Annotated in this window: 16 protein-coding genes; 10 read left to right on the plus strand and 6 right to left on the minus strand. The window is 49.9% G+C overall.

Annotation, left to right across the window (positions count from 1 at the left end; all coding sequences use genetic code 11):
- Window positions 1–298: 298 nt before the first annotated feature.
- Together ACJJIS_RS08295 and ACJJIS_RS08300 are read left to right on the plus strand one after the other, a co-directional pair.
- A complete protein-coding gene (locus tag ACJJIS_RS08295; protein ID WP_475709981.1) occupies window positions 299–934 on the plus strand; it encodes a YopT-type cysteine protease domain-containing protein in 636 nt (211 codons plus the stop codon).
- Window positions 935–1,742: 808 nt separating this feature from the next.
- Complete coding sequence (locus ACJJIS_RS08300) at window positions 1,743–2,462, plus strand: YopT-type cysteine protease domain-containing protein (protein WP_475709982.1); 720 nt, start codon at window positions 1,743–1,745, stop codon at window positions 2,460–2,462.
- Between the two features lie 321 nt (window positions 2,463–2,783).
- Here the strand turns inward: ACJJIS_RS08300 and ACJJIS_RS08305 are convergent, their stop codons facing one another.
- The 3 genes from ACJJIS_RS08305 to ACJJIS_RS08315 are packed head-to-tail and all read right to left on the minus strand — an operon-like array spanning window position 2,784 to window position 6,003.
- On the minus strand, window positions 2,784–3,614 hold the full coding sequence (locus ACJJIS_RS08305; RefSeq protein ID WP_475709983.1) for a sulfurtransferase: 831 nt from the start codon (window positions 3,612–3,614) through the stop codon (window positions 2,784–2,786).
- A gap of 59 nt (window positions 3,615–3,673) precedes the next feature.
- A complete protein-coding gene (locus ACJJIS_RS08310; protein WP_444897035.1) occupies window positions 3,674–5,326 on the minus strand; it encodes an alpha/beta fold hydrolase in 1,653 nt (550 codons plus the stop codon).
- Window positions 5,327–5,385: 59 nt separating this feature from the next.
- Window positions 5,386–6,003, minus strand: a complete 618-nt coding sequence (locus tag ACJJIS_RS08315) for a trimeric intracellular cation channel family protein (RefSeq protein ID WP_413662328.1) — start codon at window positions 6,001–6,003, stop codon at window positions 5,386–5,388.
- Between the two features lie 215 nt (window positions 6,004–6,218).
- Between ACJJIS_RS08315 and ACJJIS_RS08320 the strand changes: the two genes are divergently transcribed.
- The gene (locus ACJJIS_RS08320) at window positions 6,219–7,118 is read left to right on the plus strand and encodes an EamA family transporter (RefSeq protein ID WP_445361659.1); all 900 of its coding nucleotides are present in this window, start codon (window positions 6,219–6,221) and stop codon (window positions 7,116–7,118) included.
- A gap of 412 nt (window positions 7,119–7,530) precedes the next feature.
- Here the strand turns inward: ACJJIS_RS08320 and ACJJIS_RS08325 are convergent, their stop codons facing one another.
- Window positions 7,531–8,715 carry an acyl-CoA dehydrogenase gene (locus ACJJIS_RS08325; RefSeq protein WP_282932536.1) on the minus strand — a complete coding sequence of 395 codons (1,185 nt, stop codon included), beginning with the start codon at window positions 8,713–8,715 and terminating at the stop codon, window positions 7,531–7,533.
- Window positions 8,716–9,035: 320 nt separating this feature from the next.
- On the opposite strand from ACJJIS_RS08325, the gene ACJJIS_RS08330 reads away from it, so the two are divergent.
- From ACJJIS_RS08330 to ACJJIS_RS08345, 4 genes are all read left to right on the plus strand, one after another.
- Window positions 9,036–10,472, plus strand: a complete 1,437-nt coding sequence (locus ACJJIS_RS08330; RefSeq protein WP_475709984.1) for an efflux transporter outer membrane subunit — start codon at window positions 9,036–9,038, stop codon at window positions 10,470–10,472.
- Window positions 10,472–11,710 carry an efflux RND transporter periplasmic adaptor subunit gene (locus tag ACJJIS_RS08335; RefSeq protein WP_444908035.1) on the plus strand — a complete coding sequence of 413 codons (1,239 nt, stop codon included), beginning with the start codon at window positions 10,472–10,474 and terminating at the stop codon, window positions 11,708–11,710. Before ACJJIS_RS08330 ends, ACJJIS_RS08335 begins: the two co-directional genes overlap by 1 nt.
- Window positions 11,703–14,861 carry an efflux RND transporter permease subunit gene (locus tag ACJJIS_RS08340; RefSeq protein WP_475709985.1) on the plus strand — a complete coding sequence of 1,053 codons (3,159 nt, stop codon included), beginning with the start codon at window positions 11,703–11,705 and terminating at the stop codon, window positions 14,859–14,861. Before ACJJIS_RS08335 ends, ACJJIS_RS08340 begins: the two co-directional genes overlap by 8 nt.
- Window positions 14,862–15,277: 416 nt before the next feature.
- Window positions 15,278–18,829 (plus strand): amino acid adenylation domain-containing protein, encoded by a 3,552-nt coding sequence (locus ACJJIS_RS08345; RefSeq protein WP_475709986.1) that lies wholly within the window; start codon window positions 15,278–15,280, stop codon window positions 18,827–18,829.
- Window positions 18,830–18,937: 108 nt separating this feature from the next.
- Here ACJJIS_RS08345 and ACJJIS_RS08350 read toward each other — a convergent pair whose 3' ends face one another.
- Window positions 18,938–19,720: an MFS transporter gene (locus tag ACJJIS_RS08350; protein WP_475709987.1), complete on the minus strand. Its 783-nt coding sequence runs from the start codon at window positions 19,718–19,720 to the stop codon at window positions 18,938–18,940.
- 24 nt (window positions 19,721–19,744) lie between these two features.
- Window positions 19,745–20,170 (minus strand): MFS transporter, encoded by a 426-nt coding sequence (locus ACJJIS_RS08355; RefSeq protein ID WP_475709988.1) that lies wholly within the window; start codon window positions 20,168–20,170, stop codon window positions 19,745–19,747.
- 796 nt (window positions 20,171–20,966) lie between these two features.
- Between ACJJIS_RS08355 and ACJJIS_RS08360 the strand changes: the two genes are divergently transcribed.
- From ACJJIS_RS08360 to ACJJIS_RS08370, 3 genes are all read left to right on the plus strand, one after another.
- A complete protein-coding gene (locus ACJJIS_RS08360; RefSeq protein ID WP_475709989.1) occupies window positions 20,967–21,275 on the plus strand; it encodes an immunity protein TriTu family protein in 309 nt (102 codons plus the stop codon).
- Between the two features lie 224 nt (window positions 21,276–21,499).
- Entirely contained in the window at window positions 21,500–21,685 is a 186-nt protein-coding gene (locus tag ACJJIS_RS08365; protein ID WP_475709990.1) for a hypothetical protein, read from the plus strand.
- Window positions 21,686–22,157: 472 nt separating this feature from the next.
- On the plus strand, window positions 22,158–22,532 hold the full coding sequence (locus ACJJIS_RS08370; protein ID WP_475709991.1) for a hypothetical protein: 375 nt from the start codon (window positions 22,158–22,160) through the stop codon (window positions 22,530–22,532).
- Window positions 22,533–22,677: the final 145 nt, after the last annotated feature.

Below are 22,677 nucleotides of genomic sequence, written 5' to 3' on the forward strand. Positions count from 1 at the left end.
TCCCCTCCACTTTTTTGTCTTTTTCCTGTCTTCTCTGAATTTGCTTCCCTGTATTTGGTTGTCGTTAAAATATGACCAAAATCTAAAAACTTGCGCCCAAATCATAAAGTCGGCGGTGGGGTTGGCGCGTAAAGTTCCAACTCCTGCGTCGGAGAAAAGAACCCTTGAGCCTCACTTTCACCTTGAGCAGAAATGGTTACGGTTAATAAGGGGGCCGTTACAGATTTCACTCTATCCGCGTAGTTATTCAGAGGCTCCTTAAGTACAGAGTCACAATAATTTTTTCGTAGGACCTTTTATGTACAGCGTTTACTCTATGGCGCGCCAGTTGGGTGGAGTATGTACTTGGGATTTTTCCCAATCATTTCCTGTGTTGAATATCCGACAGATTTCTGGCAGTGGAATCTGTTTGTCGCTGGTTTCACACTGGATTAAGTATCATGCTTATGACGACTCTTTAGTAAATCACTTGGGTGGCGTTTGGGATCAGCGAAGATTTATCCCTTTCAATATGGGGAAATACCAACGAATAGCGGCACAACAGCAAGCCTGGCAGCAAAGTGCCAACTGGGAAGCTTCTCATAGGGCATGGTTACTTTTAAATCGGTTGAGAGTGCTTTCTTCAGCTACCGGAAGATCAAACAGGGATTCCTTGCGACAGCGGCTTAAACAGATTAATGGAGCCTATGCGTTAATTGAAATGCGCTCTAGTCGAGACGAGAATCCGGGCGCTCATGCAGTAGCTGCTTGGGTTGGTGCCCAGTCATTTGGCGGGCAAAAGCAGGATGCTTGTTTCTTTGATCCGAACTTTGGGGAGTTTTGGTTTGAGGATAAAGAGGATTTTTACTTCTTCTTTCACTTGGTCAGTAATATGCATTATCGGGCGGAACATAAATTCGATTCATGGCAGATCGATAGGGTATGGAAAAGCTAGCTCTATTCATAAATTGGTTCTGCTTAGTGTTGCAGGAAGTATTTCATCTCGTATAGAGTTTTGGGGTTTGCTTAAGATGGTTGGAGTTCTGGCCATCTTACTTTCCCCATACAAAACAACCCAATCTGCATGTATTTTCCTTTCCCTAAAGAAAGTCCAAAACCTAAAAAAATTTGCCCAATATCTAAAGCGCTACTTGATAGAGCCGACACAATATAGATCTAAAGAGAGAGCTATTCTTTTGGCTTTTAGGGATGAATTACCCTTTAAGTTGCAGGTTGAGAGGGTGGAAAATTGTCCGGTAAGGGGTAAGTGTGGTTTAAAGCCATGGAGGCGCAATTCTTTCCATATAACCAAATTCATTATTTCAGGTTTGGCATATTTAACTTTTACTGTTTTAACAGTGCGCTGGATATAGTGGGCGTTAAGTCTGGGAAAGGGAGTGTTAGAGAAGTAAATTTTGCTGATATTGGAATTACTTAGATCCTGTGCGGGTATTGGGCTGTGAGTAGTTGCTTGTCATAATTGGTTATAAAGAGATATTAAAAGTCCAAAATTGGTGATGTTGATCAATTTGGCAATGTTCATTTGAGTCAATGGGTAAAGGATTGATTGACCTATTTTATTGTTGTTGGGTTGGCGTAAATATAAGAGTGTGTCAATCTGCGCACCCCATTTTCTAAGAGAGTTATCAGTCCTTGTAGGTAAAAGCCTCTGGCTAGGTGCGGATCAGTATTTATTGTAGGTTTTTGTTCGAATTAAAATAGATGATTTTTGGATTTTAATTGTCTGTTGGGAGGTTGCTTGTATGCGTGTTAGTACAATTGCCGAGCGTCATCGAGGGCAAAAAATTTGGGGTTTTTCCCAGAGTTCGCTAAGAGTTTGGGTGCACTATGCAGGATTTAGCACGTTTGGCATTTGTGGAGCCTTAACTGCACATTGGATACATTGTAGGGCTTCTGAAGGGGTATCTCTATCAAGCAAATTGGGCTTGTATGGAAAGTGGAAAGTTGGAGCAGGTCCATTTACATTCACTCGACTTCGCTCTCTAAATATTCGTGAATTAAGAAGTGTTGCCAAGTCTCAGTGGGGGTGGGCACATGATAAAGATAATTCTTATATGAATAATGTAGGGGCGTGGCTGAGAGAGCGTGGAGTATATCCAGTACCTGGGCTTGGAGAAGATTCGAGTATTCAAATAGTTAATCCTGGAGCTCAGCCTTTATCAATGACCGATTTTTTAATAGCATCATTAGATCAATTAAACGATCATTACGTAATAATTACTGTGTCAGGTAAAGTCTTTGGGCACTTTTCGGCGGCCCATGCTGTTTCTCTCTATATTGGACCCGCTGGGATGGCTCAACAGTGCACTTTTTTTGACCCTAACCATGGAGAGTACTGTTTTAATAACAAGCAGGATTTTTTTAATTTCTTCCGTGAATATTATCGGCGGAAGATTCTGTCGAATGGATTTGGTTCCCTAGGTCTTTCAGATCGTTGGCGTACCCATGTTTACACCTTATAAAGTGCAGAGCGGCGGGGTGTTATGAGGAGGCTTCCTCTAACATGTTATGCGGTAAAGAGGTGCTGGTGGATATCGGTTTAACTAATTTTATAATCTTTATGTGTAAAAATCGTTGCGAATTCTCTGGTGCCCGACTGAATAAGCATCAAATAGCCCAATTACCGCCCATGCAGGAGTGTTCTGATTTGGAGATGGGGGATTCGCTGGGCATATAAGCAATAGTAAAAATTGTAACTGGCTTATTAGCTTTATTTTATATCTACAGTTCGCATGAGCCTTCTCGCACTGCTGTATTTAAGTTCCATGACTCCTATTTTATCTTCACTGATGCGAACACCAATCACTCCAACTCCCTGGATAGAGTAGTGAGTCGTGGCGACCAGCTAAATATTGTGCATAGAAATTAACGCAGGCAGTAACTCCGGAGCCGCAGTAATTGAGAAGTGGTTTGCTGTCCGCCAAGTTGCCGAATTGCTCTTTGAGTTCGGGAATAGATTTCACTTTGCCATTGTTTTTGTCAGTAATGTTTTGCCAGGGCTGGTTGATGGCGGTGGGTATATGTCCGGCAATCGGGTCGATAGGCTCTTCAATTCCTTCAAAGCGCTGACTGTCCCGGGCGTCTACTAACTGCCAGGGTGCTTTACCCAGGTTTTGTTTGATGGTCTCGTAATGAACCAAGAGATTTTCTTTTGGTTGTGCACTGAAGTTTCCTTGCCTGGATCGAGTGGGCTCGCTTGTGTCCAATGTTTCCCCTGCATCGAGCCAGGCTTTTAGACCGCCATTCAGAATGCCAATTTTCTTGTGGCCAAAGAAGAAAAACAGGAACCAGGCACGGGCAGCGAAACCCAGGCGGGTGTCGTCGTAGACGATTACCTGTGTGTCACTATCGACTCCCAGATTGCGAGCGTAGTCCTGGAACTGTGCAGCACTCGGCATTGGGTGGCGGCCGCCGTAGCGTTGCACGGAGGCAGAGAGGTCACGGTGCAGGCAGGCGTAATGGGCATCGGGAATATGGCCAGCCCGATAGTCCCGCTCACCACTATCGTGATCCGCCAGGCTATAGCGGCAGTCCAATATTACAGGTTCGCCGGTCTTTTTGAGCTCTACCAAATCCGCAACTTCAATCAGGGCAGGGTTGTTGTTGCTCTCCATCGGCCTCTCCTCAATCCTTGATACCGCTTTTGTCGTGTAACTTCAGCTGTTGTCTTTGGTTATTGGCCGCTTTCCGGGGCTGGGACTTCTGCTGCTTGGGGTTCAACGGCCTGTTGTTCGGCTTCTTGCTGGGACTCAGACTCTTCTTCGGTAGAAATCTGGTCTGCCAGCTCTGCTTTGCGGCAAGTCATGGTGGTTTCGGTTTGATCTTCGGCGGGGTTGTCGAGAAAGCGCGCTACAGCCCGCTCCGCGCAGTTGCTTGCGGAAATAATATCGTGAGCCAGGTTGGGAAATAGCAGCCATTGGTGATTCGGTAGCTCTTTGCGTGCGATATCGACATCATCTGCAGCCAGTACCGGATCCAGGCCGCCGTGTAACACTATCACTGGAACTGGGGTGGAGATGGCTTCTGACTCAGTGAGAGGAGCAGAGGGGATTGCCCAGATGCGGCATTGTAGCTGCAGCAAATTTAAATCTGATCGCACGGCCCCGCCGAGAATGCCGGTGTCTGCAGCGTTGGCCCTGGCCTGATCAAAATCGACAAAGGGGGCCTCTTCATAGCAGAAGTGGCTAACGCCGGCTGCATCCCCAAAGTAGGGGTCCAGTACGATCTCCATAAAGTGTGCGATGGCATCCTGGGCCGGCTGTAGCCCTTCATCGCCCTCATTTTCCAGGCCCTCGATCATCTTGGGCAGTTCACTGTAGAAGTTTTCGTTATACAGCGCCTGGAATAGAACTCTCAGCAAGCGCTGTCCAGTAAGCACAAAGGGATAGCTTTGCTTTGAGTAGCGGTGCTTGATCGGAATGGTGCGCGGCTCTTCGTCTAAGGTCTGGATCAGGTTTTCCAATCTGCGGCGCAAATTGGGATAGCGACTGTTACATTTCTCGTCTTCGATGCAATGCTTCAGGCCGCGTTCGTAGGCCGCCAGGGAGTCCTGTGGGAGCTGCTGCGTGTAGACAATATTGGGGAAGACCGCACTGTTAAGCACCAGGGTGCGCACTGACTCTGGGAAGTCGCGGGCCACAGTCAGGGCGTAGCGGGAGGAGTAGGACACCCCGTAGAGATCGAATTTATCAAGTTTGAGGGTTTTTCTCAGCTCTTCTACATCCCTGGCGATCACAGAACTGTTGTACTGGGCCAAGTCGGCACCTTTGCTCAGGCGACTGTAACAGCGCTCCATACTGAAAGAGAAAACACGGGCCTCTTCTTCCGGAGACAGGTTGCGCCGGAAGGCGGTATCGGCATCTTCGATAAACTCGCTGCAAGTGAGGCGTGGCTGGGCCATACCGGTGCCCCTGGGATCTATAACAAAGAGATCCCGGCCGTCTTCTACTGTCATGGCGGCATAGTTAAGCCACAACCAATCGCTGGCGTTCTCGGGCTCTAACCCCATGCTGGCTCCGGGGCCTCCGGCGCCTAGATGGAGTAGGGGGATTTTCTTGGGATCGGGGTTTGTGGCACGGAAGCGTACGACCGGAAAGCGGATTTTGCGCTTTTCCGGGTGGGCATAATTCTCCGGCACCTCCATCATGAAACACTGGGTGAAAGGCCAGGTTTCATCGGTTTTGAACCAGCAGGGCTTTGCTACCAGGCGAGCGTATTGTTTTTGCTGGGATTGACCGGTTTGGGCAGAGTTTGTCGAGCGCTCACAGGCTCCAATCACCATGGAAATGAGAATAATGAGGAGTATGCGCAATCGGGCTTTTTGCACTTAGATTATTCCTGTGACTGCTATTAAGTAGTGGTTTATGGTTCCAGGCCTTTGAACGGTCAGTGCTTGCCGAAGCGTGCCACTGGCGCGGAGATATTCCAGCGCAATGCCGCGAGGCGAATCGCTAGGGTCACAAATACAGCAATAGCCACCACTAGCTCATGGGGTAGCCACCCTACATTGTCCAAGGCAACGAGTATGGCCGTACCGGTAAGGGCAGCGGTGGCATAGATCTCTCGCCGGAGTAAAAGTGGAATGTCACCGGACAGCACATCCCGAATCACCCCGCCAAAAGTACCGGTCATTACGCCGAGCACGATTGCGATGGTCGCGGAATAGCCCAGTTCGAGTACTTTCTGGGTTCCGAGCACCACAAAAACGGCGAGTCCAATGGCATCTGCCACCATTAGCAGGCGCATAGGGACCTTTAGATAGCGTATCAGGTAAAAGCTTACTACACCGGTAATTGAGGCGATCCACAGGTAATAGGTGTGCTCAAGCCAGAATACAGGGACGTTGAGAATAATGTCCCGGGCGGTGCCACCGCCAATAGAGGTGACGCAGGCGAGTACCACGGCACCAAATAAATCCATCTGTTTGTGGCCGGCGGCGAGTACGCCGCTGAAGGCAAAGACCGCGATACCGATCAATTCAAACCAGTGCAGCAGCTCATCCATATCATCGTTACATCCAGAGATTGGCGGGCAGGGGAGAATAGCACTTCTGTCTACGCAAAGGGAATTGAGCAGCGATCTACTGGTGAGAAGTGTGAGGCGCCGCAATAGATGGGTACCAGGGAGCTATTGAAACAATGACAAAGGGCCCATTAGGCGCAGAAGACTAATAGAGGCTGCTACCCTTTGGTTACGTCCATTGTTCACTGGCTGTAGAGATGCCGTATAAAAGCATACTGTTAGCTTTGCTGGCAGTCTCAATTTTTGGACTGAATTACCCGATAACCAAGGTGGCGCTGGCCGACTTCCCGCCAATGTTATTGGCTTCGGTTCGCTTCACCCTCGTCGCTGTTCCTCTGGTTTTCTTTTGTCCATTCCCCAAGACCTCGATCCTCAATGTTGTTGCGCTCGGCTTCTTCTTAGAGTTTCTCTCTCTGGGGTTGATGTACTACGCCATGAAGGCCGATATTCAAGCGGGTGTAGCGTCACTGCTAATGCAGTCGCAGGTGCCATTCACCCTATTACTATTCGCAATGCTGTTTGGCGATAAGATAAATATGCAGCAGTGCTTGGGTTTGGTAATAGCGGCTGTAGGGTTTTCTGTATTCTTCTACTATGCCGATAAAGGTGGGTCGACAACGATAGTGGGATTTATCCTTATTATGGGGGCGGGGCTGTCTTGGGCGATAGCGAATATCGTATTCCGCAGGATGCCAGGAGTTAACTTACTTCATTTAATGGTGTGGGCTTCATTGGTACCGCCAGTACCTCTTTTGGTTTTGTCGATATTTTATGAAAGCCATACTCCCTGGGTTTTCTTTTTTCAGGCGAATACGGCCAGTTGGTTTTCAATTGTTTACCAAGTGTGCATGGTGACATTGGTTGGTTATATTTTATGGGGTGATTTAATTCGTCGCTATTCCTCTGCCTGCGTTTCACCATTTGGGTTGCTGGTTCCTATTGTGGGAATAATCGGCTCATCAATTATCCTCGGTGAATATCTTACATTTGTCGAGTGGGTAGCGACTTTTGTCGTGTTGCTGGGTATTGCTCTTTGTGTAGTGAAATTAAATGATCGAAATCCGGGGCAGGAGATTGTTGATGTGGAGGGAAGTTAGGGGAGGGGTAATAATTTTATTCAGCTTATTGGGCTCTCTGTTTGGGCTTTCCGCGCTCCCCAAAACTTCCTTTTTATACCTTTATTGAGAGTTTAATAATTGCTGAGGGCTGTCTTTACTTATTTCGCGGTTCGATGATGCGTAAATGGTCGCAGTGAGTTTTGGCCTGCTCTCAATTATTATTACTTTAAATCCAAACGTTTTTTTTCGGTGCAGTACTTTGCTTGGTGTGGGTAATAATTTAATACTGCTCCACAGTCTATGCGCCGCCTTTTTGTGTGATTATTCCGAACTTTAGTTTAATGGTTTTGTGCTACCAACCTGGGGGGCGAGGTAGAAGTAAGGAGATAAGAAGTAATGGGATAAGGGCGATGCCCACGGCAACTACCGTGAGCATCGAACTAGACGTGTTTTACACGAACGCTTGCAGGCCGGTCTGGGCGCGGCCGAGGATCAATGCGTGTACGTCGTGGGTACCTTCGTAGGTATTTACAGCTTCCAGGTTCATCACGTGGCGAATTACGTGGAATTCGTCGGAGATGCCGTTGCCGCCGTGCATATCGCGAGCAATACGCGCGATATCCAGTGCTTTACCACAGTTGTTGCGCTTCACCAGGGAGATCATGGTGGGGTCGAACTGCTTGTTCTCATCCATGATGCGACCTACGCGCAGGGAGGCTTGCAGGCCCAGGGTAATTTCGGTCTGCATGTCCGCCAATTTCTTCTGGAACAGCTGGGTTTGAGCCAGAGGGCGATTGAACTGGGTGCGGTCCAGGCCGTACTGGCGAGCGGCGTGCCAGCAGAACTCGCCGGCACCCATGGCGCCCCAGGAGATACCGTAGCGAGCGCGGTTCAGGCAGCCGAAGGGGCCGCGCAGTCCGCCAATTTCCGGGAACTTGTTTTCTTCCGGAACGAACACATTGTCCATCACAATCTCGCCGGTAATGGAGGCGCGCAGTGAGAACTTGCCTTCGATCTTCGGTGCGGAGAGGCCTTCCATACCTTTGTCCAGCACGAAGCCGCGAATAATATCGTCGTCATCTTTCGCCCAAACAACGAAAACGTCGGCGATTGGGCTGTTGGTGATCCACATCTTGGAGCCGCTGATGCGGTAGCCGCCATCGACTTTCTTGGCGCGGGTTTTCATGCCGCCGGGATCGGAACCCGCATCGGGCTCGGTCAGGCCAAAACAGCCAACCCATTCGCCGGAAGCCAGCTTGGGCAGGTACTTCTGTTTTTGCTCTTCGCTGCCGTAAGCGTAAATCGGGTGCATAACCAGGCTGGACTGAACGCTCATGGCGGACCGGTAGCCGGAGTCAACGCGTTCAACTTCGCGCGCCACCAGGCCGTAGGAAACGTAGTTGAGACCGGCGCAGCCGTAGCCTTCGATGGTGGAACCGAGCAGGCCCAATTCACCCATCTCGTTCATGATTTCACGATCGAAGATTTCGTGGCGGTTACCCTCGAGAACTCTGGGCATCAGTTTGCTTTGGCAGTACTCACGTGCCGTGTCGCGCACCATGCGCTCTTCGTCGGTCAGCTGTTGGTCCAGCAGCAAAATATCGTCCCAATGGGCGAGTGGCTGATGTTTACTCATGGTTTGTCTCTTCTACTTCCGTTATTAATTCCACCGGAGCGTCCAAGAGGGCCGGCTGAAGAAGGCCGAGCACCTTTGTACAGAGGGGAGACTTTTTGGATAAGCTCCGCGTCAAACCCCGATGACTATTCAGTTTAGTGTGCCGCATCATACCGAAGTACTCGGTTTTCGGCACTCCTGCGGGCAGCAATTTTTTGCCTGATTTTACGCATGCTTTGTAAACAAGAGTAAAACGCATTGCGAGCGATTTTGGGGGGCGGATAATGCACGCAATAAATCTCTATTTTTTATGATTAAACGTTTAATTTCGGTGATATTCCTTGTCCTTTTACCGTATTTTGGCAATTTGTGTTCCGCTGCTTGTCAGCTGTAGTTCGCAGCCAATTGAGACCATTCAACCCGATGAAAATTTGGGGTTACCAGAATCTTTTCGTGCATCGGGCACTGTCGCACCGAGTTTGCGCTGGTGGCGAGATTTGGAAGATCCGCAGTTGGACAATTTGGTACAGCTGGCACTGAAAGATAATCCGGATATTCAGGCTACCTATTGGCGATTGGAGCAGGCCGCAGCCACCGCGCGGGGAGCGCGATCGGGCCTTTGGCCAAGACTGACCGCCAGTATTGAAAATACTGAGCAGCGCTACTCTTCCGGCGACTTCACCGATCCCTCTGCGGAGGGCAATAGTTGGAGTACCCGTATCGCCGCCAGCTATGAAGTGGACCTTTGGGGGCGGGTCCGTGCCGGTGCCAGTGCAGCAGAGGCGGCTTACCTGGCCCAGGAACAGAATTTACAGACGGCAGCCTTGACCCTGGCGAGCGAGGTGGCAGCTACCTGGTTGGAGTTGCGGGAGCAGTGGGGGCAGCGGGATTTGCTGCAACAACAGCTGGAGATCAATCGCAAAAGCCTGAAGGTTCTGGAACTGCGCTTTGGTCGCGGCGTCTCAGGTGCAGCCGATGTTTTGCAGCAACAGCAGCTGGTCCAGCAGTCACAGCAGGAACTGGATGAGGCGGAAGCGGATGCCGAAACTCTAAAAGTACAGTTAGCGGTGCTTTTGGGTATCAATGTCGAGGAACTTAGCAGCATTATTCACGAACAGGCCGAGTTGCCTGCCTTACCAGCCCTGCCAGAGACCGGCGTGCCATCGCAATTGCTATTGCGCCGCCCGGATGTCGTTGAGGCGCAGCGAGACCTTTTACAGGGCTATCACTTAGCCGATGAGGCCTGGGCCGATCGACTGCCCGTATTTAGTTTGTCTGCGGTAGCCAGCAATGGCACCAGTTTAATTAGCGATGTGACTGAAAACTGGCTTTTGGCCATTGCAGCCTCCATTGAGGGGGTGATTTTTGATGGTGGCGCCTTGGCATCAGCCCGGGAGCAACAGGACGCCGTTCTGCAGGAGCGCTGGGCGCTCTACCGCAGCGCAGTCAATGAAGCCTTGTCTGAAGTAGAGCAGGCCTTGATTCGAGAGAGCCTGATCGAGCAGAGACTTAACCATCTACGTGAGCGTGAGCGTCTCGCAGACCTTTTGGTTCTGCGCCAAAGCCGCGCCTATGCGCGGGGAACCATCGACTTCCTCAATGTGTTGACCGCGACGAGTGAACAACAGAGTTTGGCGCGACAAATCTTGTCTGCCGAGCGCGAACTGATTGAAAACCGAGTAGTACTTTACCGCGCGCTTTCCGGCGGGATCCCCCAGGCGGATCTTCCAGCCCCCGAGCCAGTGGATTTGGAGTTGTACCTGGAGGGAAATAACTGATGTTGCAGAAACTCAATTGGCGCCTGCTGATCCCCATAGTGTTGGTGGTGTTGGCATTCCTGGCCTTCAACTGGATGATGCGGGAAAAACCGTCGGTCAGTCGCGGTGAACGCAAATCACCTCCGCCGACAGTCGATGTAGCTGTTGCTGAGCAGGGTCGTTTTCCTGTAACTCTGAGCGCGCTGGGTAAAGTGAGTGCCCGTGAGTTAGCGGAGTTGGAGCCTCAGGTACAGGGGCAGGTGCAATGGCTCGACTATGATCTGGGCCCCGGAGCCGTAATGCCAAAAGGGCGGGTGCTGTTGCGTATTGATCAGGAGCCCTACCAGTTGGCCCTGATGACTGCCCAGAGTGCCCTCGCCGAACGCCGTGCTGAATTGCAGCAGGAGCAAGGACAGCAGCAAGTTGCTCAAGAGGAATACGAGCTTCTCGGCACAGCCCTGTCTGGAACGGATAAGGCTCTGGTGTTGCGCGAGCCTCAGAGAGCAGCAGCAGAGGCGGCAGTAAAATCCGCAGAGGCAAATGTGGCCTTGGCTAAACGCGATCTTCGGCTTACCGAGATTCGCGCCCCATTTGATGCCCTGGTAGTTGAGCGTGATGCCGACGTCGGTGATCGCGTCTCTCCGGGTGATACTCTCTACAGCCTCGCTAGTGCCGACCGTTTCCAGATAGCCGTTGAGATTCCCGCGTCACAACTGCACCGGCTCGGACGCGGTGATGTTGAAGTTCGAATTTATGGCAGCCAGTGGCCGCAGGGCGTCTACCGCCGCGGTGAGTTTGTCCGGGTTATCCCGGTACTGGAAGAGCAGGGTCGTCTCGCCAGTGTGTTGGTAGAGCTGGAAGACCCGCTTTCCGTCCAGGATCCGTCCCAGCCGCAGCTGCTTCTCAACGATCTGGCGAAAGTAGAGATCGTTTCCCAAAGTGAGGATGAACGTGTGCGAATCCCCCTCACTGCGTTGCAAGACGGCAACAATGTGTGGGTGGTTCGCGAGAACCGCACCACGGTTCTGCCGGTAGAAGTGGCCTATATGAGCGGCGACTTTGCAGTCCTGGAGCAGGGGCTCAGCGGTGGAGAAGCCTTAGTGACGACCCGGTTGGTAACCGTTACTGAAGGCATGCCGGTGCGAATTGCCGGAGACAGTAATCGCCAGCAGCGTCCGCCGATAGATGCGGCTGCCTCTGCGGAACGCCCGCCAAGACGCGGCCCCGGTGGACCCAACGCTGGGGGCGCAGATGACTGAGCAGAATAGATCCAAAGATAAGGTCGATACCCGCACGGGCGCCATCGCCTGGATGGCGCGCAACCACGTAACTGCCAATTTGTTGATGTTGGTCTTCTTGATTGGTGGTTTGATTTTTTCGACCATCGTTAAAAAGGAAGTCTTCCCGGAATTCAGCCTGGATACTGTGAGCGTGTCCATCTCCTATCCCGGTGCCAGCCCTGAGGAAGTCGAGCGCGGTGTACTGGTGGCTGCCGAGCAGGCGGTGCAGGGCTTGGTAGGTATCAAAGAGATGACCGCGAGGGCCAATGAGGGTAGTGCCTCTTTAACCCTGGAGCTGGAAGGCGATGCTGATGCTGCCCTGGTGTACCAGAATATTCAGCAGGCTATCGATTCCGTTACCACTTTCCCCACAGATATTGAGCAGCCCCAGGTCAGTCTGGCCGAGCGCAAACGGGATGTGCTGGATCTGGTATTGCACGGCGATCTTACCGAGCAAAACCTGCGTGCGTTGGCGATGCAGGTTTACGATAAGCTCGAAGCACACAGTGGTATTACCCAGCTGGAAGCGCGGGGGATGCGGGACTTGCAAGTGGCGATCGAGATTCGCCGCGATGACCTGCGTCGCTATGGGCTTACCCTGCTGGAAGTGGCAAACATCGTAGAAAATGCAGCGGTAGATATTCCCAGCGGCAGTGTTAAGTCTGATGCGGGGGAGATATTGGTCCGGGTGACCGAGCGCCGCGATTGGGCTCGTGAGTTTGGCGATATTGTTATTGCCCAAGGTATTGGTGGCGGTGCCGTTTATTTAAAGGATGTTGCCAATATCAGCGATGCGCTTGAGGAAGAAGCGCGCAATATGGTGTTTAACGGCGAGCCAGCTATCAGCATCAAGATCTACCGAGTGGGCGACCAGACACCAATGAGTGTCAGTGAGGCTGCCCATGAAGTCGTTGATGAGGTCAGGGCAAGCCTGCCTCCGGGGGTGACCCTGACAGTTCGAGATGACGACTCGGAAATTTTCAAAGCGCGTCTGACCCTGCTGCTGAAGAACGGTTTTATCGGGCTCTTATTAGTATTTGTTGTGCTCGGAGCCTTTCTGGAATTGCGGTTGGCTTTTTGGGTAACACTGGGCATTCCTACCAGCTTCCTGGGGGCATTGCTATTCCTGCCTGGGCTGGATATTTCCATCAGCATGGTAAGTATGTTTGCCTTTATTATCGCCCTTGGAATAGTGGTGGATGATGCAATTATTGCCGGTGAGAATATCCACGAGTGGCGACAAAAAGGCTACAGCAATCTGGAGGCTGCCGTTGCCGGTGCCCGCCAGGTATCGGTACCGCTCACATTTGCGATCCTGACTAATATTGTCGCTTTCCTTCCACTGATGGCCTTACCCGGCTTTATGGGCAAGATCTTTGGTGTGATTCCCTTTGTGGTGGGCTCGGTATTTATTATTTCCTGGGTGGAAGCCCTGTTTATTTTGCCCGGTCACTTGGCCCACTCTCGTCGCGGTTATAAAAGTCGCCGGGCGCGCCGCTTTGCTGCGCGGCAGAAAATGCTGGCGCGGGGATTGGATCGTTTTGTACAGCAGCGCTTTAGACCCTTCCTTGATATATGTATCAAGCACCGCTACACCACTATTGCCGTGGCGGTAGCGGCGCTGCTGGTGGTTGGCGGCTATGCGGCTAGCGGCCGTATGGGCTTCACCTTGATGCCCAGGGTGGAGCGTGACTCCGGTCGCTTTGCCGTCACCTTTCCCACCGGAACGGCCCAATCCCAGCTGGAAAAAGCGCGCTCGCAGATTATTACTGCTGCCGATAAGGTGCTCGAGCAATACGATAAAGAAAAGGTCTTCCTGGGGATTCGCGGTTTGATGGGCGATGACGCGATTATGGTGGACGCTTTCTTTGTTCCCGCAGATGAGCGTCCTTTTTCCACCGGTGAGTTTATTCGCGCCTGGCGCCAGGAAGTGGGGCCTATTGCCGGTGCCCTTAGCGCAACAACAGCTTCTGACCGTGGCGGTCCCGGCGCTGGCTCCTCGTTAACCGTGGAGCTTCGCCATACTGACACGGATACCTTGGAGCAAGCTGCGATACGTTTAGGGGATGAGTTGGAGAAATTCCCGAATGTCAGTGATATCGATCCCGGTATTTCCCTCGGTAAAACCCAGTTGGACCTTACGCTGACTGAAACGGCCAAAAGTTTGGGCATGTCTGCGGAGGATATTGGTCGCCAGTTGCGGGCAGCGTTGTACGGGGCTGAGGCCCTGCGCCAACAGCGTGGCCGGGATCAGGTGAAGGTCATGGTACGTTTGCCTGAGGATGAGCGAGCCAATATCAATGATGTGAATAGCATTATGATCCGGGCCAGCAATGGACTTTGGATGCCCCTGCCAGATCTGGTAAAAATTGATAAAGGGCGCGCCTATGCCACGATTAATCGCCGGGCAGGCCGCAGGGTTACAACAATTACCGCCAATGTGGAGCCCAGTGACCAAGCGACACTCGTCATTAATGAGCTGAATGAAAGTGTGGTCCCCCAATTGAAAGCTGAATTCCCCGGCCTAAGTGTTTCTTATGAGGGACGCCAAGCGGAGGAGCGAGAGGGGCTGGCAAGCCTGGCGATGACCTTTGCCCTTGCGATGGCGGTGCTGTACTTGCTATTGGCAATTCCCTTAAAGAGTTACGTACAGCCGTTGATCGTAATGGTGGCGATACCCTTTGGTGTGATCGGTGCGTTACTTGGTCACTTGGGCATGGGGTATGGACTCAGTATGGTGAGTCTGCTGGGTATGGTGGCACTGGCCGGAGTTGTGATTAACGACACTCTGGTAATGATTGAGTACAGCAATCGTCTCCGAAATGATGGCGCTGATTTGGAAAGCGCTATCAAGGGAGCGGCAGCGCGGCGTTTTCGCCCGATCGTATTGACCACCATAACAACTTTCTGCGGCTTAATGCCGATGATCTTTGAAAGCTCGGTGCAAGCGCGCTTTATGATTCCAATGGCGATCTCGCTGGGCTATGGAATACTCGCTGCCACAGCGATCTCATTGTTATTGGTACCCTGCCTCTATTTAATGATGGGTAAAGATATCCCCCAGTTGTTTACAAGGTTGAAAAATATCATCGCTCGCCTCGGTAGTAGCGGTGCAATCACACAGAAATAAATTCAACGGTAGCCGGTATCTTCTTACCGGCTTTTTTCCTCAGAAATTTAATTTTATGACTGATGTTTAACTATCAGTTTCCAAATTGCGTTTCTGTCTTCCTGAATACCACCTTCATTTAAATTTCCTTTATGACCTGGAACTGCGGTAGCTGAAATACTGCTCCAGTTCAATGTTATGAAATTATTTCCCGGCATACTTCCAATTTAGCAACTGATTTTCAAGTAATTCAAATAACAGAAAATTTTGACCAAATTTGAAAGACAGAGAAATGAATTGAAAGTTAGTTTTCGGATTTTAATAAGTATAAAAGGTAATGTTCAGTGTGCAGCTCAATAAACAAACATAACGCCCAGTCCTTAGATTTTGAATCGGGAGAAATGGGAGCTGTATCATCAGGAGATACAGTTTGCGATTTGATCGAAAGACAAAAGCTAAAGAATCCTGATCAGGTCGTTATTGTCGATGGCAACACAGAAATAAATTTCACTCGCCTGATGAAACGGGTCGATGGGATTGCCGCTGAGTTGGTAAATCGAGGAGTTGAGCCTGGTTCCTTGGTTGGAGTCTGTATGAGTCGATCCTGGGAGCTGGTCGCGGCTCTACTTGGCGTAATGCGTGCAGGTTGTGCTTATGTCCCATTGGACCCAACTTATCCGCTAGAGCGGGTACGATATATGCTCGAGCACTCCAGAGCTGCCGCAGCAATTGTCGACTGTGACGATAACGCAAACTTGTGCCTTGGCGTGAAAGAACTGTTATGGATCGATGAGTTGCGAGAGCAGGCACCGGAGTTTCTACCGGAACATACCAGGCCGCAAACGAGTGATTTAGCCTATGTAATCTATACATCCGGCTCTACTGGAAGCCCGAAAGGGGTTGCTATCGAACACCGAAGCCTTATCGCTCTCAGTAAGTCCATGAGTGAGCTGTTGAGCGATGGAGAGCTAGAAGGCGTTTTGGCTTCGACCTCAGTTTGCTTTGACCCCTCGGTGATGGAAATTATCGGGACTCTTTCTCTGGGCGGCCGAGTTATATTGTCGAAGAATATTTTGGAGCTGCCAAAACTTCCCTTTCGAGAACAGGTGCGAACTTGTATCACCGTTCCATCAGCGGTTCAGGCTTTACTTTCGATAGACAAATTGCCTCAGGGAGTGCGTTGCCTGATTTTTGGGGGTGAAGTACTTAAGCAATCCCTAGTTGAGCAAATATATGCGGGGGCTGAACAACTGCGGATAGTTAATGTTTATGGCCCCACAGAGGACACGGTTTACTCAACTTATTCAGAAGTTAGCCCAGATAGCGACCAAATTACGATTGGAAGGGTGGTTTCAAGTTCACGCGCATATATTTTGGATGAGAGATTAGAGCCAGTTGCTCCCGGAGGGGAGGGGGAGTTGTATTTGTCTGGTGACAAGCTAGCTCGGGGCTATTTAAATGATGAGCATCTGACCGAGGAGCGTTTTATACCGTCTGCCTCCAATCCCCGAATTTCCGACCAGCGCTTGTATAAAACGGGAGACCTGTGCCGATGGACAGCAAATGGAGAAATAGAGTACTTGGGGCGCGCCGATTGCCAGGTGAAGATTAGGGGCTATCGTATTGAACTTGAAGAAATAGAATCGGCAATTGAGTCTATACCGGGCGTTGATGCTGCCGCTACTGCCGTTATAGATGGCGGGGCGGGGCAGAAGATTCTGGTGGCTTATATTGTTGCTCGCGAAAAGACAATTACCGAAGTAGCAGTAAAAGAGTTTCTTGAACAGCGCCTTCCTAAATATATGGTCCCCCAGTTTGTCAAGCATCTGCAAGAGTTACCTCTGCTACCCAACAATAAGCTGGATCGCAAACGATTAGCCCTCCTTGAAGGAGAGCTTGTCGTCCCAACTGAAAGCAATTTGGCTGCAAACGATGATATTAACCGAAGCCGTGGAATGGGCGAGCATTTCGCAGATTTATCAGTAGACAGCGAGGCAATTTTTACTTCAATTATCCAGGGTGAGGTGGCTTCCATCATGAATCACCCAAATCCGGAGGTTGTGCGCCCAGAGATAGCCTTCGACAAGCAGGGCCTGGATTCGCTGACAACATTAGAATTGGCCAGCCGATTGAGTCATAGCATTGGACACCCCCTATCTGCGCAGACAATTTTCGATTATCCCACGCCGAAGCTATTGGCTGGCTATATGCTTGATTTGACGGAAGGTAAGATCAGTGGTGAGTCAGCTAATGAGGTTGCCAAATCTGAAATTGATGCGCTGGCTAATTTCCAGTCCCAGCTCCAGTTGAGCCATCCAACTTTCCAGGCCGCAAAGGCATCATCCTGGTCTGCCTCTGACAAAAGTAAGTTGGTGCAGGCGGTGATAGCCATGGCAAACAATCAGAAGAGGAATCCTTACAGTAAGGTTTTACGGACAGGTAGTGGGACGCACGGCACTGTTACAGATGTTTATAACGATGATACCCAGGATGCAATTATTTGGACGACCAATCTCTACCTTGGCCTGAATAGAGATAAAGAAGTTATCGAGCACGCTTCATCCGCTGTACAGCTTTTCGGAACAGGAATGGGCACTTCAGCGGCGGCATCGGGCCTGACGGACCTTCACCTCCAGTTTGAAACGGAGTTTGCTGATTTGGTAGGCAAGTCTGGAGCCTGCTTGTTTCCAACGGGTTATACGGCCAATGTCGGGGTGGTGGCAGGAATATTAGGTAAAGATGATGTTGTGGTTATAGACCAACTTTGCCATGCCTCAATTGTTGATGGGGCCCGTCTCAGTGGTGCCAAAATCAGAACTTTCCAACACAATAATGCCTCTGATCTGGAGTCGGTGCTGGAATCTGAAGCATCTCCCTACCGAACAACGCTAGTGGTGCTCGAGGGCGTTTACAGTATGGGGGAAGGTGCTGCGCCGGTAGCTGAAATCGTGCATGCAGCAAAGAAATACAACGCCTTAACCTTAGTTGATGAGGCACACTCATTCGGTTTTTATGGTGAGCGTGGTGCCGGTATCTGTGCGGCTCAAGGTATTACTGATCAAGTTGACTTTATTATGACAACACTCAGTAAGTCGCTCGGTAGCCTTGGGGGTGTGGTTGCTGCAAGTAAGGAGTACGTTGACTTGCTGAGGTCCTCAGCCAGGGCATATATCTTTCAGGCTTCTATCAGTCCTGCAGATATTGCAGCCGCATTGACTTCTTTGCGTCGGATTAAATCTGACGATGGGCTGCGTGATCGATTGTGGGATACGACCCGCTATATGCGCCGGAAATTCGAGCAGGCCGGATACGACTTGGGAACGGGTGATGGGCCTATTATCACGCCCCATTTTAAGGATAAAGATAAACTATACGGGATAGTCCAAGCGCTTTATCAGCGCGGTATTCAAACCTCGGCTGTCACTTACCCGATAGTTGAGAGTGGCCGTGGCCGCCTGAGGTTGATCTGCTCGGCAGCTCACACCAGGGAGGATGTTGATAGGACCGTGGAAGCTCTCATTGAGGCTGAAAAAGAGGTTGATGCCCAATCCCTGGAAGCAAAAGAGGAGGCTATGGATTTGGGGCAAGCCCTCGCTGAAATTGGTGAGTGGGCAAATGCCTTTTCTAACTTCTTACAGGAATATATCAATCGACTATCCAGCCCCGTGCCCAACTTGTGCTTGTCCGTGAGTGTTACTGAACAGTTTGAGCCGGTGAGGATTTTAATTGATGGCGGCAAAGTAACCTTGAGCGATCTCTCGGTCAACGACGTTCCTTTTTGCTCAGTAACGCTAAGAAACCAGAGGTCTGTCACGGCCTTGCGGCTTCACGATGTTCAGTCGCTGCTTGATGATATTTGTACAGGTAGCTGCACCTTAAGCGGTCAGGTTGAGCCATTTATATGGTGGATCGCCCGTATTCTAGATTTAAGTGTGGAGGTAAATAACCCTGTAGACTGTGGATTAGCTAGAGAGCGGGCGATTCATTAACTAATGAGGGGCGAGGTTTAAAGTTATGGGCCTTTCAGCTTATCCTGATGGGCCCATGTCTGTTGTCACTGGCGGAGTAGGTCGGTTACTTATTTGCCTGATTTTTCACTATGCTACGCCAGGGAGTTTGCGCCAGCTCCAGCGGATTAAAACAAATACTAATATCGATGCAGCTGCTGTAATGTAAAACGGTAAGCGGGTATCAACTTCCATTGCCATGCCCCCCGCGAGCGAAATCAAGCTTGCTACCAGCGTGAAGCCCGCAGTAGCTATTCCCATCACCCAACCCTGTTCCGTTTCATCGACACTATTGGCAAATATATTTAAGAGGGCGGGGTAAGCGAGCCCAAAGCAAAGGTACGCGAAGAACACACTGAGATAGCATAGCCAAATATGGCTGCTGAATACGAAGACTAACGCGCTCGCTCCCATCACTAAGGCGGAAACTGTAACTACCAGGGGTTTAGTCCAGCGGGGCAAAACAGGCTTGACCATAAAGAGGCTGGAAATTGCCACCGCAATACCCATAGTCAGCATGGCCATACTGGTTATTAGCAGGCCTGCCTGGAATCTACTGCTTAAATAGTTTGTGATAAATATATAAAAGCTGAGATGCACCAGCATGAAACAGAGATAGGCAGGGCAAAGTCGGACAACCCGAGGACGGTCCTTCAGATGTATAAACTGAGTAAATAGATCCAGAAAGCGAAGCCTAAGCTGCATCGGGGCTTGCCGGGTATCGTGATAAAAGGTCAGGATCAAAAACAAAGTAATAGCGACAAGTACCAGAGCAAAGTAAAAGGGTAGTTGGATACTGGCTATGCTCCCCAATAGCTCCCTGTCTGCCAGGACTCCTGCCATAATCGGTCCAGCTACAGCCCCAGCACTCATTCCGGCTACCAATAACCCTAGGTTCTAGGAGGCTTCCAGCTCACTTTGGCTGGCATCAATCATTGCTGCTTGAGCAATAGGTTGGTTTCCCGCAGTAAAGCCGCTGATCACTCGTCCGAGAATAAGAAGCCAAAGGCTATTGCTTAGCAAAGAGAGGACAGTGATAGCGTATCCGGCCATGGCCCCCACCAAACACAGCACCATGGCAGTTTTGCGTCCAATATTGTCAGACAGTTTGGCGATATATACGGACCCAACAAACCACGCCAGAAAGAAGCTGCTGATCACAACTCCATAGTACAAGTGCCGAGTTGATTGTGGCGTATCAGTAGGTAGGAACTGGAATTTTGTCGACATAACCAATTCATTGATGATCGGGAACAGCAATCCCTGACCCATCAGATCTACAAAAACTACTGCCAAAAGGGCTAAACGGCACATGGCAGACATAACCACTTCCTCCCCCAGCTTCAGCTTTGCTGCCTAAAGCAAGATAGCAGGTGATGAATAGGTGACGGAGCCTGTCATTAAGCAGCGTAAGCCAGGTAAGAGCGATAGAGCTATTTGAGACTAAGCGCACGGTTAGTTACCCGGGAATAAAGGCGGTTAAGACAGTTGAGGCTTGCTCTATATATCAGAATTCAAGAGAAGCTTCTCCTATTTCTGGGGGTGACGAACTATCTCTTTGATTTTTATAGGGTTGATAATGTTATAAAGAGCAGAAAAAGCAGGTAGATATATAGCGCCTGCTTTATATCTACCTGTTGAGAATTATGTCAAAGCTCTTAACTTTTTGATATTATTGGGTTTTTGAGGTTATCTTGAAAGAAGTGAGTAGAATTATATAGAAGGGTGATATAAAGACGCTTCTTTTGAATTAACTGTTAAAGTGCAACTATGATCAGGAGAGCAGCGAGTAGAGCGTTTATTATTTGTGGGGCCTTGCTCATACTAGCAATGGTCATAGCCACAATTTACGCAGTACTATCTGACACAATTACTGGTCGGGATATATGGGCAGCACCTCTTCTTGGCTTCTTCACAGGGATTTATTACTTTATCTTTGTTTACCCCTGCGTCTTCGCTGGTTTGCTCTTATATAGTTTCATTAAAAAATAGGTAAGGCAGTGAATTCAAGCAATAGCACTTTAACAAATGCAGGCAACAGCGCCCCTTCGGGGCTGGACCTCCATTCCGCAGCTTCGCTGCTACATTACGGCCGTTGCTGCAGGCGTTATGTTTCACCATGAATGAGTTGTTAGCATATTTAGAGCAATGGAAAACCTCCAAATTAAAAATATTTGAGGCTGGGGACTATGCCGTCTCTATCACCGAGGAATTGGGGAATACGGTCAAATCTCGATACATCGAAATCGATGGAAACGGCCTTCTAGCAAGAGCAACACTTTGGAAAAGTGGTAGCTTGGTAGTTGAGGCAATCGATATTGAGTCAGAGAACCAAGTTTTTCAAAAGTCATTTGAAACACCTGAGCAATGGCAGCTAGATGACAAACTAAATTGGTGGCTAAGTGAGGTGGTTACGTATGAAGCTTAAAAACATAACAAAGCCAAGCACGGCCGCCAGCAAAGCTGGCTGGACCTACATTCCGCTGCTTCGCAGCTCCATTTCGGCCCGTGTTGGCGGCGTTATGTTTAAAACGTATGGAAACTATAGATCTAATTAACTCAGAGCTTATTCGGCTACGAGAATCGTTGAAAACGAAGTCTAAGTCAGAGCTAGAAGGCTACGAACGTACTCCTATAAAAAAGGAGTACGACGTGTTCGGTAAGAAGTACCCTTTAGTAATATTTAGCGAAGTAGACCCAGACGGTGCTTTAAATGTAATAGCCGAGATTACTAAGTACCACTTTTTCGGAACATCTACGTCATATTCTCAGGGCTTTAAACTAAAAGAAGGCTCTATTGTAGATCTTACAGAGCAGGAGCTATGGGAGTTCGACTAAAACATAACAATACAATCAACGCCCGCCAGCAAGCTGGCTCGGACCTCCGTTCCGGCGCTTCGCGCCTGCACTGCGGCCCGTTATCGTAGGCGTTATGCGGCCGGTTGAGAATGGCTAAGATAATTTTTTACTTAGGGATTTCGATCTTTGTTTACACACTGATAGCAATAGCTACAGGAATTCCTGAGTTAGTGGATTTTGTCCCGCTGAATTGGGTGCAATCTACACCGGAAAATGGCTATTACAAGGTTGTTCCCTCAGATAGCCCTAGTGTTAGCAAGTGGTGCACGCTTAGTATTGCCGTCATACTAATTTTGGCTGGCTACTTTGCAGGCGGCCCTAGAAAGAAATAATTTTATGCACAGTGCGAGGTCACGCATAACCAGGCCAGGCAAGATCGCCCAGCCGGAGACTGGGCTGGACAGCCTACGCTTCGCTTCGGCTGCCCTTGCTGGCAACGTTAAGTGTCATTATGGACGATAGAGCATTTACAAAATTAATTGAGTATCTTGAGAAAGTTCCAGCGATACGTGGTGCCATCGGAAAAGGTTCAGAAGCAGATGGCTGCTGGTGGGTGAAATTCGATATTGATATTCACCATCAATTTGCGTGGCACACCGTCCAGGAGCTTGGTCATGTTTTGAACTACATGTCAGTCAATGAGCGTCTGCCAACATCCTTTCACCCGGTGTCTCCACCACCTTATATGAATGGTGGCCCTGACGAGTTTCTATCTTGGGTAATAGAGTGCCATAACCCAGAATTTAAGCCTGGTACATGTGCTGAGTGGCTTGTTGGTCGTTTGCCAAATCCAGTAGAGGGCTTAGGGCAATGGGCTACGGAGTAAAACACTTAACAAGGGTAGGCAACATCGCCAGCGCAAAAAGCGCGCTGGCTGGACGTCTTACGCTACGCTTCAGCCGCCGTTGCTACCGGCGTTGTACAAACCCGCTGCGCGGGAGTGGTGCCACTTTTAAATTATAAGAGGCATT

Source organism: Microbulbifer maximicatervae (SeqCode), from assembly GCF_056231245.1.